General features: G+C 69.1%; 17 protein-coding genes. 12 read left to right on the top strand and 5 right to left on the bottom strand.

Annotated elements, in window-relative coordinates; all coding sequences use genetic code 11:
• Positions 1–186 precede the first annotated feature (186 nt).
• The 9 genes from AC6CH2_RS03025 to AC6CH2_RS02985 all read left to right on the top strand — a co-directional run bounded on the left by AC6CH2_RS03025 (position 187) and on the right by AC6CH2_RS02985 (position 13,189).
• Positions 187–1,815, top strand: coding sequence for a TldD/PmbA family protein (locus AC6CH2_RS03025; protein ID WP_498267876.1), 1,629 nt, complete (start codon positions 187–189; stop codon positions 1,813–1,815).
• A 21-nt stretch (positions 1,816–1,836) separates the two neighbouring features.
• Positions 1,837–3,171: a TldD/PmbA family protein gene (locus tag AC6CH2_RS03020; RefSeq protein ID WP_498267875.1), complete on the top strand. Its 1,335-nt coding sequence runs from the start codon at positions 1,837–1,839 to the stop codon at positions 3,169–3,171.
• 113 nt (positions 3,172–3,284) lie between these two features.
• The gene (locus AC6CH2_RS03015; RefSeq protein WP_498267874.1) at positions 3,285–4,910 is read left to right on the top strand and encodes a TldD/PmbA family protein; all 1,626 of its coding nucleotides are present in this window, start codon (positions 3,285–3,287) and stop codon (positions 4,908–4,910) included.
• An 89-nt stretch (positions 4,911–4,999) separates the two neighbouring features.
• Positions 5,000–5,677, top strand: coding sequence for a DUF4159 domain-containing protein (locus AC6CH2_RS03010; protein WP_498268198.1), 678 nt, complete (start codon positions 5,000–5,002; stop codon positions 5,675–5,677).
• Positions 5,678–5,946: 269 nt separating this feature from the next.
• On the top strand, positions 5,947–6,957 hold the full coding sequence (locus AC6CH2_RS03005; RefSeq protein WP_498267873.1) for an AAA family ATPase: 1,011 nt from the start codon (positions 5,947–5,949) through the stop codon (positions 6,955–6,957).
• A gap of 19 nt (positions 6,958–6,976) precedes the next feature.
• Positions 6,977–7,882: a DUF58 domain-containing protein gene (locus AC6CH2_RS03000; protein ID WP_498267872.1), complete on the top strand. Its 906-nt coding sequence runs from the start codon at positions 6,977–6,979 to the stop codon at positions 7,880–7,882.
• Positions 7,879–9,087, top strand: coding sequence for a BatA domain-containing protein (locus tag AC6CH2_RS02995; RefSeq protein WP_498267871.1), 1,209 nt, complete (start codon positions 7,879–7,881; stop codon positions 9,085–9,087). Before AC6CH2_RS03000 ends, AC6CH2_RS02995 begins: the two co-directional genes overlap by 4 nt.
• Complete coding sequence (locus tag AC6CH2_RS02990; protein ID WP_498267870.1) at positions 9,084–11,282, top strand: hypothetical protein; 2,199 nt, start codon at positions 9,084–9,086, stop codon at positions 11,280–11,282. The genes AC6CH2_RS02995 and AC6CH2_RS02990 overlap by 4 nt, the downstream gene beginning before the upstream one ends.
• Entirely contained in the window at positions 11,279–13,189 is a 1,911-nt protein-coding gene (locus tag AC6CH2_RS02985) for a carboxypeptidase regulatory-like domain-containing protein (protein ID WP_498267869.1), read from the top strand. The genes AC6CH2_RS02990 and AC6CH2_RS02985 overlap by 4 nt, the downstream gene beginning before the upstream one ends.
• Positions 13,190–14,087: 898 nt before the next feature.
• Here the strand turns inward: AC6CH2_RS02985 and AC6CH2_RS02980 are convergent.
• From AC6CH2_RS02980 to asnS, 5 genes are all read right to left on the bottom strand, one after another.
• Positions 14,088–14,873, bottom strand: a complete 786-nt coding sequence (locus AC6CH2_RS02980; RefSeq protein WP_498267868.1) for an SDR family NAD(P)-dependent oxidoreductase — start codon at positions 14,871–14,873, stop codon at positions 14,088–14,090.
• A 1-nt stretch (position 14,874) separates the two neighbouring features.
• Positions 14,875–15,510, bottom strand: coding sequence for an FMN-binding negative transcriptional regulator (locus AC6CH2_RS02975; RefSeq protein WP_498267867.1), 636 nt, complete (start codon positions 15,508–15,510; stop codon positions 14,875–14,877).
• 10 nt (positions 15,511–15,520) lie between these two features.
• Complete coding sequence (locus AC6CH2_RS02970) at positions 15,521–15,859, bottom strand: hypothetical protein (RefSeq protein ID WP_498267866.1); 339 nt, start codon at positions 15,857–15,859, stop codon at positions 15,521–15,523.
• Positions 15,859–16,164, bottom strand: coding sequence for a hypothetical protein (locus tag AC6CH2_RS02965; protein ID WP_435393876.1), 306 nt, complete (start codon positions 16,162–16,164; stop codon positions 15,859–15,861). The genes AC6CH2_RS02970 and AC6CH2_RS02965 overlap by 1 nt, the downstream gene beginning before the upstream one ends.
• Before the next feature lie 181 nt (positions 16,165–16,345).
• Positions 16,346–17,746 carry an asparagine--tRNA ligase gene (gene asnS, locus AC6CH2_RS02960; RefSeq protein WP_435393875.1) on the bottom strand — a complete coding sequence of 467 codons (1,401 nt, stop codon included), beginning with the start codon at positions 17,744–17,746 and terminating at the stop codon, positions 16,346–16,348.
• 121 nt (positions 17,747–17,867) lie between these two features.
• On the opposite strand from asnS, the gene AC6CH2_RS02955 reads away from it, so the two are divergent.
• From AC6CH2_RS02955 to AC6CH2_RS02945, 3 genes are all read left to right on the top strand, one after another.
• The gene (locus tag AC6CH2_RS02955) at positions 17,868–19,079 is read left to right on the top strand and encodes a DUF2891 domain-containing protein (protein ID WP_498267865.1); all 1,212 of its coding nucleotides are present in this window, start codon (positions 17,868–17,870) and stop codon (positions 19,077–19,079) included.
• Positions 19,080–19,247: 168 nt separating this feature from the next.
• Entirely contained in the window at positions 19,248–19,586 is a 339-nt protein-coding gene (locus tag AC6CH2_RS02950) for a HesB/IscA family protein (RefSeq protein ID WP_435393873.1), read from the top strand.
• 161 nt (positions 19,587–19,747) lie between these two features.
• Entirely contained in the window at positions 19,748–21,577 is a 1,830-nt protein-coding gene (locus tag AC6CH2_RS02945; RefSeq protein WP_498267864.1) for a DUF885 domain-containing protein, read from the top strand.
• Positions 21,578–21,924 lie beyond the last annotated feature (347 nt).

Here is a 21,924-nt window from a genome sequence, read left to right as displayed (position 1 = left end):
AATCGGTGCGCTCCGCGTCCCGCTTCGACCGCCTCGGTCGTCGCGACCACGGCCTCGCCGGTCACTGCCTCCCGGCACTTGACTGCCCGCGCGCGCGCTGCGCACATTCCGAGAGGTGACTTTCATCCATGCCTTGCGGCGGCATCCAGCACTGCCGATCGGGCCCACAACGGCGGAAACAATCTCGTGGATAGACGCAACTTCCTGACCATGTCGGGGCTCGGCATCGCCGGGCTGATGATTCCCTACGGCAGCGCGATCGCCGCCGAAGCCCTGTTGACGCCGCTGGACGTGGCCAAGAAGAAGGTGCTCGCCGACACCGCGCTGACCGCGGCGAACGGCGCGGGCGCGAGCTACTGCGACGTGCGCATCGGTCGCTACCTGCGCCAGTTCGTCATCACCCGCGAGGACAAGGTCCAGAACGTGGTCAACACCGAGTCGACCGGCATCGGTATCCGCGTGCTGGTCAACGGCGCCTGGGGCTTCGCCGCGACCAACCAGCTGGACGCCAAGAGCGTGGCGCAGGCCGCGCAGCAGGCGGCCGCCATCGCCCGCGCGAACTCCAAGACCCAGACCCAGCCGGTGGTGCTGGCCAAAACCCCGGGCGTCGGCGAGGTGGCGTGGAAGACGCCGATCCGCAAGAACGCCATGGAAGTGCCGATCAAGGACAAGGTCGAGCTGCTGCTCGGCGTCAACGCCGCCGCGGTCAAGGCCGGCGCCGACTTCGTCAACTCGATGCTGTTCCTGGTCAACGAGCAGAAGTATTTCGCCTCGACCGACGGCTCCTACATCGACCAGGACGTGCACCGGATCTGGGCGCCGATGACGATCACCGCGATCGACAAGGCCAGCGGCAAGTTCCGCACCCGCGAAGGCCTGTCCTCGCCGATGGGCATGGGCTTCGAGTACCTCGACGGCGCCGCCTCGGGCAAGACCGTCTCGCCGAACGGCGTGGTCAACTACAGCAACTCGTACGACATGCTCGAAGACGCGGTCGCCGCGGCCAAGCAGGCTCGGCAGAAGCTCACCGCACCGTCGGTCAAGCCGGGCAAGTACGACCTGGTCCTGGACCCTTCGCACACCTGGCTGACCATCCACGAATCGATCGGCCATCCGCTCGAACTCGACCGCGTGCTCGGCTACGAGGCCAATTTCGCCGGCACCAGCTTCGCCACCGTCGACAAGCTCAAGAGCGGCTTCAAGTACGGCAGCGACCAGGTCACGGTGTTCGCCGACAAGACCCAGCCCGGCAGCCTCGGCGCGGTCGGCTACGACGACGAGGGGGTCAAGACCAAGCGCTGGAACCTGATCAAGGACGGCGTGCTGGTCGACTATCAGACCATCCGCGACCAGGCCCACATCCTCGGCAAGACCGAGTCCGACGGCTGCTGCTACGCCGACTCGTGGTCGAGCGTGCAGTTCCAGCGCATGGCCAACGTGTCGCTGGCGCCGGGCAAGAACAAACTCAGCGTCGCCGACATGATCAAGGACGTCGAGAACGGCATCTACATCGTCGGCGACGGCTCCTTCTCGATCGACCAGCAGCGCTACAACGCCCAGTTCGGCGGCCAGCTGTTCTACGAGATCAAGAACGGCAAGATCACCGGCATGCTCGAGGACGTGGCCTACCAGATCCGCACCCCGGAATTCTGGAATTCCTGCGTCGCGGTCTGCGACGAAAGCGACTACCGCCTCGGCGGCTCGTTCTTCGACGGCAAAGGCCAGCCGGGCCAGGTCTCGGCGGTCTCGCACGGTTCCAGCACGGCGCGCTTCAATGGCGTCAACGTCATCAACACCGCCCGCAAGCTCGGCTGACCGGCGCAGGAGAATCCACCCATGAGCATCTTCACCGAAGCCGAAGCCAAGGCCATTCTCGACAAGGTCCTGGCCCTGTCCAAGGCCGACGAGTGCACCGCGACCCTGACCGGTTCGATCGCCGGCAACATCCGCTTCGCCCTCAACAACGTGTCCACCAGCGGCATCGTCAGCAACAGCAACCTGGCCGTGCAGTCGGCCTTCGGCAACCGCGTCGGCAGCGCCAGCATCAACGAGTTCGACGATGCCGCGCTCGAACGCGTGGTCCGCCGCGCCGAGGACCTGGCCCGGTTGGCGCCGCAAAACCCGGAGTTCATGCCGGCGATCGACAAGCAGGACTACAAGCCGAGCCCGACCTTCAGCGCCTCGACCGCGGCGATCACCCCCGAGTTCCGCGCCCAGGTCGCGGCCGACTCGATCGCGCCGTGCCGCGCCGACAAGCTCACCGCCGCCGGTTTCCTCGAAGACGGCCAGAGCTTCGTCGCGGTGGCCAACAGCAAGGGCAACTTCGGCTACCAGCAGGCGACCAACTTCGACTACACCTGCACCGTACGCACCGACGACGGCCGCGGTTCCGGCTGGGTCGGGCGCAACCTCAAGGACGCCAGCGAGTTCAAGGCCGACAACGAAGTGCGCATCGCCATGCGCAAGGCCACCGAGTCGGCCGAGGCCAAGGCGCTGGAGCCGGGCAAGTACACGGTGATCCTGGAACCGGCCGCGGCCGCCGGGCTGATCTCGTTCATGATGAATTTCTTCGATGCGCGCCAGGCCGACGAAGGCCGCAGCTTCCTGTCGAAGAAGGGCGGCGGCAACAAGCTCGGCGAGCAGGTCTACGACCCGCGCGTCAACATCAGCGCCGACCCCTGGGACCCGCGCGCGCCGGTGCTGCCGTGGGACGCGCAGGGCCTGGCCCGCGAGAAGATGTCGGTGGTCGAGAACGGCAAGGTCACCGCGCTCGACTACTCGCGCTTCTGGGCCAAGAAGCAGGGCAAGCGCGCGGTCGGCGCGCCCGGCAACCTGCTCATGGCCGGCGGCGACAAGTCCACCGCCGAGCTGATCAAAGGCACCCAGAAGGGCATCCTGGTCACCCGCACCTGGTACATCCGCATGGTCGACCCGCAGACCGTGCTGCTGACCGGGCTGACCCGCGACGGCACCTTCTACATCGAGAACGGCGTGATCAAGCACCCGGTGAAGAACTTCCGCTTCAACGAGTCGCCGGTGATCATGCTCAACAACATCGAGGAGCTTGGCCGGCCGGTGCGCGTGGCCGGCGACGAGTCGACGTTCGTGATGATGATCCCGCCGATGAAATTGCGCGATTTCACCTTTACTTCGTTGTCGGACGCGGTCTGAGCCGTTCTTGAGGGGCGGCGTGCCGGCGACCCGGTGCGCGCCGCCCCCTCGGTTCGCTGCCACAGCGTTCCTTCAGCCGTCCGCCCAGTGACTCCGCCGACCCGAGCCGCCCGATGCAACGACGCGATTTCCTCAGTTTCACCGGCCTGGGCCTGGCCGGCCTGACGCTGCCCTACGGCCGTGCGATCGCCGCCGAGGCCTTGCTCGAACCGGCCGACCTCGCGCGCCGGCGGCGCCTGGCCGACACCGCCTTGAACGCCGCGCGCGAGGGAGGGGCGGATTACTGCGACGTGCGCATCGGCCGCTACCTGCGCCAATCGGTGGTGACCCGCGAAGCGCAGGTGCGCAACATCGTCAACGGCGAGTCCGCCGGGGTCGGCATCCGCGTGCTGAGCCAGGGCGCCTGGGGCTTCGCCGCCACCGACACGTCCACGCCGGACGCGGTCGCGGCGGCCACCCGCCAGGCGCTCGCGATCGCCCGCGCCAACGCGCGTATACAGACGCGCAAGGTCGAACTGGCGCCGGTCGTCGGCGTCGGCGAGGTGCGTTGGGCCACGCCGCTGCGCAAGAACGCGATGGCGGTGCCGATCAAGGACAAGGTCGAGTTGCTGCTGGGCGTCAACGCCGCCGCGCTCGAGGCCGGCGCCGACTACGTCAACTCGACCCTGTTCGTGATCAACGAGCAGAAGTATTTCGCCTCCACCGACGGCAGTTATATCGATCAGGACATCCACCGCATCTGGCTGCCGCTCACCGCGACCGCGGTCGACAAGGCCAGCGGCAAGTTCCGCACCCGCGACGGCCTGTCGGCGCCGATGGGCATGGGCTACGAATACCTCGACGCCGAGCCGGCCGGCAAGGTCGCGCTGCCCGGCGGCCTGACCGGCTACGGCCGTTCCTACGATGTGATGGAAGACGCGGTCGCCGCGGCGAAGCACGCCCGCTCCAAGCTCAAGGCGCCGTCGGTCAAGCCGGGCAAGTACGACCTGGTGCTGGACCCGTCCAACCTGTTCCTGACCATCCACGAGAACGTCGGCCACCCGCTCGAACTCGACCGCGTGCTCGGCTACGAGGCCAATTACGCCGGCACCAGCTTCGCCACCCTCGACAAGCGCGATCAGGGCTATCGCTACGGCAGTGAGCTGGTCAACTTCGTCGCCGACAAGACCCGTCCCGGCAGTCTCGGCGCGGTCGGCTACGACGACGAAGGCGTCAAGACCCGCGAATGGGACCTGATCCGCGACGGCATCCTGGTCGACTACCAGGCCACCCGGGACGAGGCCCATCTGCTCGGCCACAAGCACTCGCACGGCTGCAGCTATGCCGATTCCTGGTCGAGCGTGCAGTTCCAGCGCATGGCCAACGTCTCGCTGAAGCCCGGCAAGCAGCCGCTGACGGTGGCCGAGATGGTCAAGGGCGTCGAGCGCGGCCTGTACGTGCACGGTCGCGGTTCGTATTCGATCGACCAGCAGCGCTACAACGCCCAGTTCGGCGGCCAGTTGTTCTACGAGATCAAGAACGGCCAGGTGGTCGGCTTGGTCGAGGACGCGGCTTACCAGATCCGCACCCCGGAATTCTGGAGCGCCTGCGTGGCGGTCTGCGACGAACGCGATTTCCGCCTCGGCGGTTCGTTCTTCGACGGCAAAGGCCAGCCGAGCCAGGTCTCGGCGGTCTCGCACGGGTCGAGCACGACGCGCTTCAACGGCGTCAACATCATCAACACCGCGCGTGCGCTGTAGCCGATGAGGTCGAGGCAGGGCATGTTCGTCTCGGGCACCCGGATCGGCGCAGGCAGGGCCCTGTGAACCGGGCGCAGTTCCTGCGGCTGATGCTCGGCGGCGCCGCCGGCGCCTGGCTGGCGCACTCGCCGTTGGCACGGGCCGCTCGCGCAGACTACGACTTCTGGTTCACCCGGCTCAAGTACGACTCGGGCGACTGGGACGTCGACCAGCGCATGCCGGCGAACCTGATCACCTCGCTGATCGACTACACCAACCTGCGGGTCGACCCGAAAGAGCACGTGCTGGCCCTGGCCGACCCGAAGATGCTAGGCGCGCCGTTCTGCTACCTGGCCGGGCACAAGCTGGTCGAGTTCAACCCCGACGAGCGCCGCAATTTCGAGCGCTACGTGCGCAACGGCGGTTTCGTCTTCGTCGACGACTGCAACCACGACATCGACGGCCTGTTCGCCAAGTCCTTCGAGGCGCAGATGGCGAAGATCTTCGGCGCCAAGGCCCTGCGCCGTTTGCCGAAGAACCACGCCCTGTACCGCAGCTTCTTCGTCTTCGACGGCCCGCCGGCGACCGGCTTCGAACTCAACGGCTGGGGCGACGATCTGGTTCACGACTATCTGCAGGGCATCGAGATCGACGGCCGCCTCGGCGTGCTGTACAGCAACAAGGACTACGGCTGCGAATGGGACTACGACTGGCGCAACAAACGCTTCCTGGCCGAGGACAACACCAAGTTCGCGGTCAATATCGTGATGTATGCGTTGAACTCTTGATGCTCGGGGCTCGGGGCTCGGGGCTCGGGGCTCGGGGCTCGGGACTCGGGATTCGGGATTCGGGATTCGGGATTCGAGATTCGAGATTCGGGATTCGGGAATCGGGAATCGGGAATCGGCAGCGCGCGTGATGATGTGCGTGCTTGCTGTTGCCCCTTTGACAAAGGGAGCGGCGACCGCGCAGCGGACGCGGGGGATTTGCTGTTGCTGTTGTGGTTGCTTGCTTGAAGAACGCGGAGCGAATCTGCACTGGCTTTCGGGACGATCTAATGAACACGAACGTGGCAACCGGCGGCAACGAAACCGAACTGAAGGCGCAGCTCGATCGTCTCGGCGCGCTGCGCGAGGCGATCGCCCAGGCGATCGTCGGCCAGCACGAAGTGGTCGAGCAATTACTGATCGGTCTGCTGGCCGGCGGCCACTGCCTGCTCGAAGGCGTGCCCGGCCTCGGCAAGACCCTGCTGGTGCGCTCGCTCGGGCAGGCGCTGGAACTGCAGTTCCGGCGGGTGCAGTTCACCCCCGACCTGATGCCCAGCGACATCCTCGGCACCGAGCTGCTCGAGGAGGACCACGGCACCGGCCACCGCCATTTCCGCTTCCAGCCTGGGCCGATCTTCACCCACCTGCTGCTCGCCGACGAACTCAACCGCACTCCGCCGAAGACCCAGGCCGCCTTGCTCGAGGCGATGCAGGAGCGCACGGTCAGCTATGCCGGCGTGACACATGCGCTGCCGGCGCCGTTCTTCGTGCTGGCGACCCAGAACCCGCTCGAACAGGCCGGCACTTATCCCTTGCCGGAAGCGCAGTTGGACCGTTTCCTGCTGCATATCCGCGTCGGCTATCCGAGCGAGCGCGAAGAGCACGACATCCTGTTGCAGACCACCGGCACCCGCAGCGCCGAGGTGCCGCGGGTGATGGGCGGCGAGGAAATGATCGCGCTGCAGTCGCGGGTGCGCGAAGTGCACCTGGGCGAGGACCTGCTGATCTGGATCACCCGGCTCGTGCGCGCGAGCCGACCCGACGAAAGCGCCTTGCCGGAAGTGCGGCAGTGGGTGAAGTGGGGCGCCGGTCCGCGTGCCGGGCAGTCGCTGGTGCTGGCGGCGAAGGCGAGGGCGCTGCTGCACGGGCGCTACGCCGCGACCCGCGATGACATCGTCGCCCTGGCCGCGCCGGTCATGCGTCACCGCCTGCTGCTGTCGTTCGCCGCCGAGGCCGAACTCAAGAGCGCCGACGACGTGATCGCCGCCTTGCTGCGCGGCGTGCCGTTCCCGGGCGCCTGAGCGCGGTCGCCGAGGCCTCGTGAAGGACTTCATTCCACCGGCGGTGCGGGCGCGGCTGCGCAGTCTGCGGCTGTCGTCGCGGCGCGCGTTCGGCACCCACGGCATCGGGCTGCACAACAGCCGCAGCCGCGGCGCCGGCCTCGAATTCGCCCAGTACCGCGCCTACGAGCCCGGCGACGAGCTGCGCCAGGTCGACTGGAAGCTGTATGCGCGCTCGGACCGTTTCTTCGTGCGCGAAGCCGAACGCGAGAGCCCGCTCGCGGTCTGGCTGTTGATCGACGCCAGCGCGTCGATGAACCAGCACGATGCGGCGCGCCCGGACTGGTCGCGGCTCGATGCCGCCAAGGCGCTGGCCGCCTGTGTCGCCGAACTGGCGCTGCGCCAGGGCGATCGCTTCGGCCTGATCGCGCTGCGCGACGACGGCGTGCGCCTGGTCGCGCCGGCCACCGGCGCGCGCCAGCGCGACCGCCTGTGGCTGGAACTGCACGGCTTGTCGGCGCAGGGCGCCTGGCCGCGTGCGCAACGCCTGCGGCCGCTGTGGGAACGCATCGCCGCCGGCGACCTGGTGCTGATGATCGGCGACGGTTTCGACGACGGCACCGATGAGGGCGCCGTCGCGGTCGCCGAGCGGCTCGCATCGGCGCGGCGCGAGGTGGCGAACATCCGCATCCTGACCGCGGAGGAGCGCGACTTCCCGTTCCGCGGCGGTTACCGGTTCCGCGACCCCGAGACCGGCGAGGAGTTGCTCGGCGACGGCGCCGCCTTGCGCGACGGGTTCCTCGACCGGTTCGCCGCCGCGCGCAGGGCGCTCGACGCCCGCCTCGATGCCTGCGGCATCCGCCACACCGAATACGTGCTCGACGAGGCGCTCGATCTGCCGCTGCGGCGCTTGTTCGGCGCCCGCGACATGGCGGAGCAGGCGTGAACTTGAGCCTGCTGCTGCCCGCCGCGCTGGCCGCCCTGGCGGCCCTGATCCTGCCGTTGCTGATCCATCTGGCGCGGCGCAGCGAACAGCGCCCGACCGATTTCGCCGCCTTGCGCTGGCTGCGCCATCGGCCCAAGCCGCGTCATCGCATCCGCTTCGACGAATGGCCGCTGTTGCTGCTGCGCCTTTTGCTGTTGGCCTTGCTCGCGCTGTGGCTGGCGAGGCCGGTGCTGATCGGTGCCGAGAGTGCGCGGCCGTGGATCGTGGTCGCGCCCGGCGCCGATGCGCAGGCCGCGCGCGCTCAGGCGGTCGCCACGAATGCGCGCTTGCATTGGCTCGCGCCGGGTTTTCCGCATCTGGACGCCGCCGCACCGCCGCCGCCCGCGCCGCTGTCGAGCCTGCTGCGCGAACTCGATGCCGACCTGCCGGCCGCGACCGTACTGACCGTATTCGTGCCCGAGCGCATGGGCGGCGCCGACGGCCAGCGGCCGCAGTTGTCCCGGCCGGTCGAATGGCGCGTGCTGCCCGGCACGACGCCGGCCGCTACCCCGATCCGCGAGATCGTCGCGCCGTCGCCGGCGATCCGCTACGCCGCCGATCGCGCCGCGGCCCTGCCGTATCTGCGTGCCGCTATCGAGGCCTGGCGCGATCCGGCGGTGCCGGACCCATCGAAGCAGGCCCCATCGAAGCCGGCCCCATCGCAGCAGGATTCAGTCGCGCCGAGCACTCAGGCCCTGCCGGCCGAGAGCCGCGAGCTGATCTGGCTGGTGCCCGGCGCGGTGCCGGCGCAGGTGCGCGAGTTCGCCCGCAACGGCGGTCGCGTGCTGCTCGATGCCGGCAGCGGCTGGCCAAGCGATGCCGCCTCGCCGCGTGCACCGTTGTGGCGCGACAGGTCCGGCGCGGTGCTGGCCGAAGGCGTCTCCTTCGGCCACGGCCGGCTGATGCGGCTGACCCGCGCGGTGACCCCGCAGGCCATGCCGGAATTGCTCGAGCCCGGCTTTCCGCGGCGTTTACGCGAGTTGTTCGCGTCGAGCCTTCCGGCACCGGCGTGGGTTTCGGCGAAGGAACATGCGCCGGCGACCGGCGGCGCGGCGTATCCCTTGCCGCCGCGCGATCTGCGCCTGTGGTGGGCGCTGCTGATCGCGTTGGCGTTCGTGTGCGAACGTTGGCTGGCGACGCGCGCACGACGCGGGGCGACGCCATGACGGCGGCGACGATCCTCGCGAATGCCTTGGGTTCGGCGCGCCGGCGGCGCGCCTCGGACCTGATGCTGCAGTGGCTGCCGTGGGCCGCGGCCGGCGCCGGCTTGGCCTGGCGTCTGGTAGGCGTCGCGGCGTCGCTGTCGCTGGCGCTGACGTTGTGCACGGCGTTCGCCGCCTTCGCATGGCGCAGGGCGCTGCGCCTCGATCAGGTCTGGCTCGCACGTCGCCTCAACGCCACACGTGGCGACATGGACGACAGCGCCGATCTGTTGTTCGCGGCGGGCGAGGGCTTGAACGGCCTGCAGCGTCTGCAGCAGGCGCGCTTGCGCGAACGCATCGAAACCGCGAACGGTCCCGAACTGCGCCCGGCCTGGTCGACGCGCCGCATCGGCCTGTCTGGCTTCGCCGGCGCCGCAGCCTTGGCCGCCATCCTGCTATGGCCAGGCCAGTCCAGGGATGAGCACGGCCTCGACGCTTTGTCGCCGGCGCCGCAGCTCGTCGCCCTGCCGGGCCAGCCGCGCCTGATCGAACAGGGCCTGCGCATCGACCCGCCGGCCTATACGCGCTTGCCGCCGCGCAGCGAGCCCACCCTCGAAGGGCGCGTGCCCGAGAACGCGCGCTTGCGCTGGAACCTGCGTTTCGAACCGCAGCCGACGGCGGTCGAGCTGGTCTTCCACGACGGTCCGCGCTTGCCGCTCGCCCGCCAGGCCGACGGGCGCTGGAGCGCCGAACGCGTACTGGCCAAGCCGGCCCTGTATCGGATCGTCGCCGCCGGCGCGGCGCAGGCGCAGATGCGACGTCTGTACCGGCTCGACGTCAGCGCCGACCGTGCTCCGCAACTGCGGGTGCTCGAACCCGACCGCGGCCTGAGCCTGATGAGCGCGGGCCAGCGCGGCTGGCCGCTGGAGTTCGAGGCCAGCGACGATTACGGCCTGGCCCCGAATGCGCAGTTGCGCATCACCCTGGCCCAGGGCAGCGGCGAGAACATCAGCTTCCGCGAGCAACGCCTGAGCCTGCGCGGCACCGGCACCGCGACCGGCAAACGCTATGCGCAGCGCCTCGACCTGGCCAGCCTCGGCTTCGCGAGCGGCGACGACCTGATCGTCCAGCTCAGCGTCGAGGACAACCGTTCGCCGAAGCCGCAGACCGCGTCGAGCCCGAGCTTGATCCTGCGCTGGCCGGCCGACCTCGGCAGCGAGGCGACCGGCCTGGACGGCATGGTCAAGACCACCTTGCCGGCGTATTTCCGCAGCCAGCGCCAGATCATCATCGACGCCGAAGCCTTGATCGCACAGCGGCGCAAGCTCGACGAGCCCAGGTTCGTCGAGCGCTCCGATGCGATCGGCGTCGACCAGCGCCTGCTGCGCCTGCGCTACGGCCAGTTCCTCGGCGAAGAGTCCGAAGGCGCGCCGCAGTTGCCGACCAACGACCGCGACGAAGCCGAACCGCACGACGCGCATGCGGGCGAGGGCAAGGGCCAGGGCGCGAGTGCACCCGAGGCCGACGAACACGACGAGCATGCGCATGCGGCGAAGCCGGCGGCGCCGACTTTCGGCGCGGAAGGCTCGGTGCTGGAGCAGTTCGGCCACACCCACGATCATGCCGAGGCGGCGACCCTGCTCGACCCGGACACGCGCAAGCTGCTCAAGGCCGCGCTCGACGAGATGTGGCAGTCGGAACTGCATCTGCGCCAGGGCCATCCGCAGCAGGCGCTGCCCTATGCCTACAGGGCGTTGGGCTTCATCAAGAAGGTGCAGCAGGCCACCCGCATCTACCTGGCCCGGGTCGGCCCCGAGCTGCCGCCGATCGACGAAAGCCGCCGTTTGAGCGGCGAACGCAAGGGATTGGCGAGACGCGGCGAAATGCTGATCGCGACGAACGCGGCCGATCCCGCGCTCGAATCGCTGTGGCGCGACCTGGAGCCGAGCGCGGGCACGGCTCAACTCGCGCCGATCGACTACAGCGGCCTGCAGCGTTGGCTGCGCGAACACGAATCGCGCGTGCCCGATCCCCTGGCGTTCGCCGCCGCCTTCGAGGCCTTGCGCAACGAACCCGAATGCCGGCGCTGCCGCGCCGAGTTGCGGCGCCTGCTGTGGCCGCTGCTGACCCGGCCCCCGGCGAGCGTGCCGCGGCGCGCGCAGGGCGACGCCGTAGACCGGCGTTATTTCGAAGCTTTGCAGCAGGAGGCGTCGCGGTGATCGGCGCCATCGACCTCGATACCGGGGTGCAGGCCAGCCCGGAAACGCTGATCGTCACCGTGCTCGGCGCCGCCGCCGTGCTGGCGATGGCGCGCCTGATCCGGCGCCAGTACCGCGACGGGGCCGGGACGCGTGCGCGCGGTTGGCGGTTGGGCGTGTTGCTGATCGCGCAACCGCTGATGGCGGCGTTGCTGTATCTCGCGCTGTTGCCGCCGCAGCGCCATGACGAACCCGGCACCCTGGTGGTGGCGACCGCCGGTGCGAGCGCGAGCGATGGCGCCTTCGCCGGCGAACACCAAGTCGCCTTGCCCGAGGCGCGTACCGTCGGCGACAGCGCACGCGTGCCCGACCTCGCCACGGCGCTGCGCCGCCATCCCGGCACGCAAAAGCTGCGCCTGCTCGGCGCCGGCCTGGAGCCGCGCGATCGCGACGCGGCTCGCGGCCTGAGCATCGAATGGCGAGCGCCCGCGTTGCCTCGCGGATTCAGCGGTCTGTGGGCGCCGCGCGAGGTCGCAGCCGGCGGCGAGTTCGAAGCGAGCGGTCGGGTCGAAGCGGTGCCGGGCGCAGTCGTCGAATTGCTCGACCCGGGCCTGGAACGCGTCGACCGCTCCCCGCTCGCGGCGGATGGCGGCTTCCGCGTCGGCGCCGTCGCGCGCTTGCCGGGAGCGGCGACCTTCCGGTTGCGTCTGCGCGATGCGCGCCAGAACATCGTCGAAGAGATCGAACTGCCGTTGTGGGTGACCGCCGATCCGCCACCGCGGGTGTTGATCCTGGCCGGCGCACCGAATCCCGAGTTGAAGTATCTGCGGCGCTGGGCCGCGGACGCCGGAATCAAGCTGCACACCCAGATCGAGGTCGGCGCCGGCCTGCAGCTCGGCGATGCGCCGCTGAGCCTGAACGCATCGACCCTGGCCGGGTTCGACCTCGTGGTGCTCGACGAACGCGTCTGGGACCGGCTCGGCGAATCGCAACGCGGCGCGCTGTTGGGCGCCATGCGCGACGGCCTCGGCGTACTGCTGCGCATCGGCGGCCCCTTGTCGCCGCGTACGCGTGCGCAACTGCGGGCGCTGGGCTTCGAACTCGGCACCGGCGCGGACTCGCTCGACATGCGGGTGCCGCCGACCAGCGCGGACGAAGCGGCGACCCGCGCCCGCATCGGCCCGGGCACCCGCGAGGCACCGCGCCTGCGCGACGAGGCGCTGGCCGAATTGCCGGTGTTGAGCCGGCGCGCGCTCTCGATCGATACCGCCGGTGCGCACAGCCTGCTGCGCGGAGCCGACGGCCAGGCTTTCGCGAGCTGGCGCAACGCCGGCCGCGGCCGGCTCGGCCTATGGACCTTGAGCGACAGCTTCCGTCTGACCCTGGCCGGCCGCGACGACCTGCATGGGCAATGGTGGAGCGCCACGTTTGCGGCGCTGGCGCGGCCCCAATCGAAGCCGATGCTGCGGATCCAAGGCGAGGCGCGCCAGGACCGGCGGATCGTGCTGTGCGGATTGAGCGACGGCGCCTTGGTACGTACGCCACAGGGCCGGGACATCGCCTTGCTGATCGACCCGGCCAGCGGCAGCGAACGCTGCGCCGGGTTCTGGCCGACCGACGCGGGCTGGCATGCCCTACGCCAGGGCGAGCGCTCGCTACCCTTCGCGGTGCGAGGCCGCGACGAGGCCCCGGGCTTGCGCGCGAGCGAACTGCGCGAGGCGACCTTGCAGTTGATGGCGCAGGCGCCGCAGCTTCCGCTTGAAGTCGCGCCGTCGTCTGCGGGCGCTGCGTCGGCGCGGGCGCAGCGTGGAGCATCGTGGCCGTGGTTCCTGGCCTGGCTGTTCGTCAGCGCCGGGGTGTGGTGGCTGGAGCGTTCGCGACGGGGGCGGGTATCGGTGCCGCCGCAGGTCGTTGCCGGATCGCCGTGAGCCGCGACCCCGGAACGCGCAGCGGCACCAAGGCTTATGTCGTTCCTCGAAGCGGCGTGCTTTCGCCAGGGGTAGGAGCGGCGCAAGCCGCGACATCGCTACGACGGTCTCGCGGCGCTTCTCTCGTTCAATAGATCAACATCTAGATCAAACCCAAAGCTTCCGCCACTAAAGCGGCGGGTCACTTTCTTTTGTCATAAGCAACAAAAGAAAGGTAACCAAAGAAGTTTCTTTCTTTGAATCAAGGCCCACACGAACGATGCCTCCGCGGGGATCTACATACGGGACATCCCTGTCCCGATGAAAAACGGCCCGCCTCCCTGCGGGCCGCCCTCCGGGTCTTCGATTGCCTTCTTTAGTGCGAGGCGACGCACGGCGTAAGACAGAGGCAAAGACAGGCCGGAACCAGAGTGCCTGCGATGCCGCCCCTGTAGGAGCGACGTGAGTCGCGACCGCGCAGCCACAAGGTCTTTGCGTCGCGAGACCGTTGCGGCGCGGTCGCGGCTTGCGCCGCTCCTACCCTAAAGCGGCGAACCTTTGCCTTTGCTGTGAACAGCTTGGTGCAGCTCCGAACTCGCGATGCAACCGCAGACCCGGAGGGCGACCCGCAGGGAGGCGGGCCGTGCGCAGCCAGGCCATGGATGGCCTGTGCGGAGCATCCCCGCGCCGGCACCGCGCTTGCGGGCTCTTGATTCGAAACAGAAGGCACTTTTCTTTGGTTACTTTCTTTTGTCGCTTCAGACAAAAGAAAGTGACCCGCCGCTTTAGTGGCGGAAGCTTTGGGCTTGATCTTGATCTATTGAATGAGAGAAACGCCGCAAGACCGCTGCAACGATGTCGCGGCTTGCGCCGCTCCTACCCCGGCGAAGGCGCATCGCTTCCAAATGACGACAGCCGATCAAATCGACTGCATGCGCCCGCCATCGACCGCCAGGCTGACGCCGTTGACGTAGGCCGCGGCCGGGGAGCACAGGAAGGCGATGCAGGCGGCGATCTCGGCGGGGGCGGCGAAACGGTTCGCGGGAACGGTCTTGCGCATGGCCTCGATCACCGCCTCCGGGGTCTGGCCGCTGTTGCGGGCACGGTCGCCGATGATCTGTTCGATGCGCGCGGTCTGGGTGTAGCCGGGCAGGACGTTGTTGACGGTGATGCCGTCGGCGCCGAGTTCGCGCGAGAGGGTCTTGGCCCAGCCGGCGACGGCGCCTCGGACGGTGTTGGACACGCCGAGGCCGACGATGGGTTCCTTGACCGAGGTCGAGATCACGTTGACCACGCGGCCCCATTGCGCCGAACGCATGCCGGGCAGCACCGCGCGCACCAGGGTCTGGTTGGCGAGCAGGTGACGCTGGAAGGCGTCGAGGTAGGCGCTGTCGAGCGCGGTATGCGCCGGGCCGCCGGGCGGGCCGCCGGTGTTGTTGACCAGGATCTGCACCGGCTTGCCGGCGGCGAGCGCTTCGACCTGGGCGGCGAGGGCGGCCGTGTCGGCGACGTCGGCGGCGATCCAGCCGTGGGCCTGCGCGCCGCTGCACGGCAAAGCCTGCGCGACCGCGGCCAGGACGTCGGCGCGGCGCGCCAGCACGGTCACGTCGCAGCCGAGCAGGGCCAGCTCGTGCGCGGCGGCGCGGCCGATGCCGTCGGAGGCGCCGCAGACCAGGGCATGCTTGCCGTTGAGATTCAGATCCATGTCAGTCTCCGCTGCCCGGCAGGGCCGTGCGCTCGCGCATCAGCGCGGCGACCGCGCGGCTGTCGTCGCGGTCCTGCGCCTGCAATTGGGTCGCGACGTTTTCGCGATTGGCCAGGGGATGGTTCTGGCTGAGCTTGAACTTCAGGGTGATGCGTTCGACCCGGAAGCGGAAGCCGACGATGCCGCGCAGTTGCCGGCGCAGTTCCTCGCGTTCGGCTTCGAAGCGCCAGTCGCTGCCGATGCGGCGTTCGTGGCGGACGCTGAGGTCGTCGACGAGTTGGGCCAGGCCGGCTTCGTCCTCGAAGGTCTGCAGCTCGCCGTGCAGATGGGCGACCGCGTAGTTCCAGGTCGGCACCCGCGCCGCGCTTTCCTTGTCGCTGTACCAGCCCGGCGATACATAGGCATGCGGGCCTTGCAGGATCGCCAGGGCCGGGCCGGCGTGGCGCGCCTGCGGATTCGGGCGCGCCCAATGGCCGCGCAGTTCGACCTGCTCGCCGTCGCGCCGGTACAGCAGCGGCAGGTGGCTGACGGTCGGCGCGTCGTCGCGCACGGTGATCAGGGTGGCGAAGTCGTAGGCGTCGGCCAGGCGATCGAGCGCGTCCAGGTCGGTTTCGGCGAAGGCGCGTGGCAGGTACATGGCGTCGGGCTCAGTGGCGCTGCGGCAGTTTCTGGATCATCAGGGTGCCCAGGGTTTCGTCGTCCTGGGCCTGCGGCGGCACCAGTTCGTCGAGGGCGAAGCCGCGCGCTTGCGCGTCGTCCTCGTCCAGGCCTTCGAGCTCGACGAATTCGGCATCCATCAGCGCGGCGCGGGCGGTGTCTTCGCTGTCGTAGGACAGGGTGTTGGCGTCGCTGTCGAAGACTTCGGCGGTACCGGCCTCGCGCACGCGCAGGCGCGCCCAGATCACGGTGCGGCCGAGCGTGGCCAGCCACCACCGGCCGTCGCCGGAGGCCGGCGCGGAAGAGGTCTCGTATTCGTTTTCGGTCATCAGGACACCATCATGGAAAGCAGCCAGAGCAGGCCCGAGCAGGCCAGCGAGGCGAACACGATCAGCAAAGAGACCCGTGCCGGCGTAGCCAGGCCGTCGAGGTTGCGGTCGCCGGCGACGCGATAGCGCTGGCGCAGCAGCCAGCGCCAGGCGGAGGGATCGACGAAGGCGGCCTCGCCGAGTTCGCCGCGCAGGGCGGGGTGGCGATCTCGCAGGTGGACCAGGGCCAGCGGCCAGAAGATCGCGAACGCGCACAACGCGGAGATCGCGATACCGACGAAGGTCAGGGCCAGGAACAGGATCACGTAGGTCTTACCTCTGCGGCCCGGAGGCCTGAATCGACGCCGGCCGCCATCATGTGCCGCGACCGTGGCGGGGTAAAGCGGCGAGAGGCCGCGGCGGTTGCGCCTGTCTGGGCACTTTCACCCGTCATCCCCGTCTGCGCGGGGATGACGGGCCAAGCAAAGCCGCAGCATTCGATGCGGATCAGAACTCGGCGCTGCCCGGCGCGCGCGGGTAGGCGATCGCGTCGCGGATGTTGCTCAGGCCGCAGACGTAGACCACCAGGCGCTCGAAGCCGAGCCCGAAACCGGCGTGCGGCACGGTGCCGTAGCGGCGGAAATCGCGGTACCAGTCGTAGTGCGCCGGATCCAGGCCGAACTGGGCCATGCGCGTGTCGAGCACGTCGAGGCGCTCTTCGCGCTGGCTGCCGCCGATGATCTCGCCGATGCCGGGCGCCAGCACGTCCATCGCCGCGACGGTCTTGCCGTCGTCGTTGAGGCGCATGTAGAAGGCCTTGAAGTGCTCGGGGTAGTTCAGCACCACCACCGGGCGGCCGACGTGCTGCTCGGTCAGCCAGCGCTCGTGCTCGGTCTGCAGGTCCAGGCCCCATTCGACCGGGAACTCGAACTTCTGCCCCGACTTCTGCAGCAGCGAGATCGCATCGGTGTAGTCGATGCGCTCGAACGGCGAGTTGACGAAGGTCTCCAGGCGGGTGATCGCATCGGGCTGGACGCGTTCGGCGATGAAAGCCATGTCGTCGCCGCGCTCGTCGAGCACCGCGCGGAACAGGTACTTGAGGAAATCTTCGGCGACCCGCGCGTTCTCCATCAGGTCGGCGAAGGCGATTTCCGGCTCGATCATCCAGAACTCGGCCAGATGGCGGGTGGTGTTGCTGTTTTCGGCGCGGAAGGTCGGGCCGAAGGTGTAGACCTTGCTCAGCGCCAGGCAGTAGGCCTCGACGTTGAGCTGGCCGGACACGGTCAGGAAAGTTTCCTTGCCGAAGAAGTCGCGCGAGAAATCGATCGCGCCGTCCTTCTCGCGCGGCAGGTTGGCCAGGTCCAGGGTCGAAACCCGGAACATCTGGCCGGCGCCCTCGGCGTCGGAGGTGGTGATGATCGGCGTGCTGATCCAGTAGTAGCCGTTCTCGTGGAAATACCGGTGCACGGCCTGCGACAGGCAGTGGCGGATGCGGGTCACCGCGCCGAACAGGTTGGTGCGCGGGCGCAGGTGGGCGAACTCGCGCAGGTACTCCAGGGTGTGCGCCTTGGGCTGCATCGGGTAGGTCAGCGGGTTCTCGACCCAGCCGACCACCTGCAGGCTGGAGGCCTGGATCTCGAAGTTCTGGCCCTGGCCCTGCGAGGCGACCAGGGTGCCGGTGGCGATCACCGAGCAACCGGCGGTGAGGTGTTTGACCTCCTCGTCGTAGTTGCCCAGCGTATTCGGCGCCACGACCTGGATCGGTGCGAAGCAGGAACCGTCGCTGACGTTGACGAAGCTCAGTCCGGCCTTGGAATCGCGACGGGTACGCACCCAGCCGCGCACCGTGACTTCGCCGCCCGCCGGAATCTTGCCCGCGAGTGCCTGTTCGACGCTAACCACCGTCATGTGATGCCGCCCCAGCGCGTGAAAAGTAAAGGACGGCGATGATAACGGATGCCGCCGGCACAAGGCGTGCCGGTCGCCGCGGCCTTAGACTGCCCTTCGGGATCAAGGGCGGGGCGCGGGAATGAATCGGGTAAGACGTTGGGTCGGGCTATCGGGACGCGGCTGGGCCGGCGGGATGCTCGCCCTGGCGGCGGCGACAGGCGTGCAGACGGCTGGAGCCGCGGCGGCGGCGCCCGAGCCTTTGCCGGTGGTGGCGCTCGACGAGGCCCGCGCCGGCCATTTCGCCGGGCTCGCGTTGAGCTGCGTCGGCCGCGAATACCCGAACAAGATCAGCCATCGTCTCGACGGCGCCAAGGACGTGGCCGCGCCGAGCACGCTGTACCCGGCGTTCTACGGCTGCTACGACTGGCATTCGTCGGTGCATGGGCATTGGTTGCTGGCGCGCCTGATCGAACGTTTCCCGCAGGCGCCGTTCGCCGCGCCGGCCCGCGCCGCATTGGCGCGCAACCTGACCACGCAGAACATCGCCGGCGAACTGGCCTATCTGCGCCGCGGCAGCGACGAAACCTTCGAGCGCCCCTACGGCCTGGCCTGGCTGCTGCAACTGGGTTCGCAACTGCGTGGCTGGGACGACCCGCAGGCGCGGCAGTGGGCGGCCGCGCTGGAACCGCTGGAACGCGAGGCCGCGGCGCGTTTGCTGCGCTGGCTGCCGAAGCTGACCCGGCCGATCCGCGTCGGCGAACACAGCCAGACCGCCTTCGCCTTCGGCCTTGCCCTGGACTGGACCCGCCGCAGCGGCGACCAGGCGCTGCGCGATGCCCTGGTCGCCCGCTCGCGTTTCTTCTACCAGGGCGACCGCGACTGCCCGCTGGCCTACGAACCGTCCGGGCAGGACTTCCTGTCGCCGTGCCTGGCCGAGGCCGACCTGATGCGGCGGGTGCTGGGACCGGACGAATACGCGCGCTGGCTGCGCGAGTTCCTGCCGCAGGTGCCGCGCCGCGCCCGCGCCGACTGGCTGGTGCCGGCGCTGGTGCTCGATCCCGAGGACGGCAAGCTCGCCCACCTAGACGGCCTCAACCTGAGCCGGGCCTGGATGCTCGAAGGCATCGCTGCCGGATTGCCGCCGCGCGACCGCCGGATCGGCGCTTTGCGCGCGGCCGCGGCGGTGCATCGCGAACTGGGCCTGATCGCGGTCGGCGACAGCCATTACGCCGGCGCCCACTGGCTCGGCAGCTTCGCCACCTATCTGATGGCGCCGCCGGAGCCGGCGCCCGCGCCTGCAGCCCCAGCCGTAACCGCAGGGGCCGGTGCTGGGGCAGGGCATAGCGACTGAGGCGCGCCGCGGCCGGTCGCGAAGGGCTGAACGGCCGCTGCGAGGCGCTTGAACACGGCCGCAATGCCGCCATATCGGGTACAGCCCGCCGATGCCGGGCTGCTACCATTCCATGGCGTCCGGCCCGGACGCAGCCGGCATCGAGTCAACATTCCTACGAGTACCGCCATGTCCGTGACCCTCGCCCCCGCCGCTCTCGCCCGTGTCCAGCATTTCCTGACCGAAACGCCGACCGCCCTGGGCCTGCGCTTCGGCGTGACCCGCACCGGGTGCTCGGGCTGGCAGCACACCGCCGATCTGGCCCGCGACGAGCGCGAAGGCGATACCGTGTTCGAGCAGGACGGCGTGCGCATCTACGTCGACCCGATCAGCCTGCCGCTGGTCGACGGCACCCGCATCGACTTCCTCAAGCAGGGCCTGGGCGAGATGTTCGTGTTCCAGAACCCGAACGCGGCGGCCGAATGCGGTTGCGGCGAAAGCTTCACCACTCAAGCCGACGCGGCCTGAGGCTGCGGGGCAGGGCGCGACCTGCCTGCGGGACCTCGCGACGACCGCGGCGAGGCATCGCCCGACGCCGAGCGCACGGCGCCAGCCGCCAACTTTCGACATGCGGCAGGACCCCGGGGCCGGGCTAGACTCGGCCGCTGGTCTCCTGGGGAATCCGCATCATGCTCCGACCCGTTCTGCTCGCCGCGGCCATCGCCGTGGGCCTGGCCGCGCCGCTCGCGGTCGCCGCGCCCGGCAGCGCCGCGTCCGCGACGCGCAATGCCAATGCCGCCACCGAGGCGCTGCACCGCTTGTTCGACGAGGAGTGGGAGCGCGGTCTGCGCGAGAACCCCGAAGGCGCCAGCTTCAACGGCGACAAGCGCTATAACGACCGTTGGACCGACGCCAGCCTGAGCGCCATCCAGGCGCGCCAGGAAAGCGACCGCCAGGCCCTGGCCCGGCTCAGGGCGATCGACCGCAGCCAACTGTCGGAAGCCGACCAGCTCAACTACGACGTGTTCGGCTGGAATCTCGAAAAGAGCATCCAGCGGCAGAAATACCGCGAATACCTGGCGCCGGTCGGCCAGAGCGGCGGCGTGCAGACCGCCGACGGCCTGGTCGAGGCCTTGTCGTTCGAGCAGGTCAAGGACTATCGCGACTGGCTCGCGCGCATGCGCGCTCTGCCGAAGCTGATCGAACAGAACCAGATTCTGCTGCGCGAGGGCGCCAAGGCCGGGATCACCCCGCCGCGCGTGCTGATGCAGCGCGTGCCGGGCCAGATCGCCAAGCAGATCGTCGAGGACCCGGCCAAGAGCCCGTTCTACAAGCCGTTCCACCGTTTCCCCGACAGCATCCCGGCGGCCGAGCGCAAGGCGCTGCAGGCCGAGGCGAAAAAGGTCATCGCCGAAACCGTCGTGCCGGCGTACCGCGAGTTCGGCGGCTTCTTCGAGAAGGAATACCTGGCCGCGGCGCGCACCAGCATCGCCGCCAGCGACCTGCCCGACGGCAAGGCCTACTACGATTTCCTCGCCGCCGATTTCACCACCACCGACCTCGGCGCCGACGCGATCCACAAGATCGGCCTCAAGGAAGTCGCGCGCATCCGCGCCGAGATGGAGAAGGTCAAGGCCGAGGTCGGCTTCAAGGGCACGCTGGCGGAGTTCTTCGCTTACCTGCGCAGCGACCCGAAGTTCTTCCACAAGACCCCGGCCGCGTTGCTCGAGGCCTACCAGGCGATCTCCAAGCGGATCGACCCGGAGCTGGTCAAGATTTCCAAGCTGATCCCGCGCCAGCCTTACGGCGTGCGCCCGATCCCCGACAACGTCGCCCCCGACACGACCACCGCCTATTACCTGCCGGGCGCAGTCGACGGCACCCGCGCCGGCTATTACTACGTCAACCTGTACAAGCCCGAGGTCCGCCCGACCTGGGAAATGATGCCGCTGTCGCTGCACGAGGCGGTGCCCGGTCATCATTTCCAGTTCGCTCGCGGCCTGGAACTGCCGGATGCGCCGATGTTCCGCCGCACCGGCTACTTCGTCGCCTACGGCGAGGGCTGGGGTCTGTACGCCGAGCGCCTGGGTTACGACATGGGCCTGTACGACGACCCTTACGACCGCATGGGCCAACTGTCCTACGACATGTGGCGCGCGGTCCGGCTGGTGGTCGACACCGGCATGCACAGCAAGGGCTGGAGCCGCGACAAGGCGATCAAGTTCTTCATGGACAACGCGCCCAAGACCGAGCAGGACGTGGTCAACGAGATCGACCGCTACATCGGCTGGCCGGGCCAGGCCCTGGCCTACAAGATCGGCCAGCTCAAGATCTCCGAGCTGCGCGAGCGCTCGCGCAAGGCGCTGGGCAAGGACTTCGACCTGCGCGACTTCAACGACGAAGTGCTGTCGACCGGCTCGGTGCCGCTGCAGGTGCTCGAGAAGCACATCGACGCCTGGATCGCGGCCAAGAAGCCGGCCGCAGCGGCGAAACCGGCCGGCGAGCCGAAGAAGCGTTGATCTCCTGAAACGATGAGACAAGCCCGGCGCCGGACGGTCCGGCGCCGGGCCACGCCCCGAGCAGTCGATCCAAAGGGTAGGAGCGGCCCGCGACCGCGCCCACCCGGACGGCAGCGAAACGCCGCGATGGCCGAGGTACCGCTCCTACTCCCCGGGCCAACGCGGCCTGGGCGGCGGTTTGCCGGTCCATGTGTCCTCGATTTGCACCTAAGCCCTTGTCCCTGCCATACTTTCCGGCTCCCGACTGGCCTGGTGCCGGGCGGGACCTTGCTCCACCGCGTCCGCATCCGGACCCCGGGGGGCTGAACCGGGTCGCCCTCGGCGATCCATCATCCACAAGGAAACAG

It is taken from the genome of Lysobacter sp. GQ73, assembly GCF_059758755.1.
The sequence above is the reverse complement of the archived record's forward strand: the minus strand, read 5'-3'. Positions and strand labels throughout refer to the sequence as shown.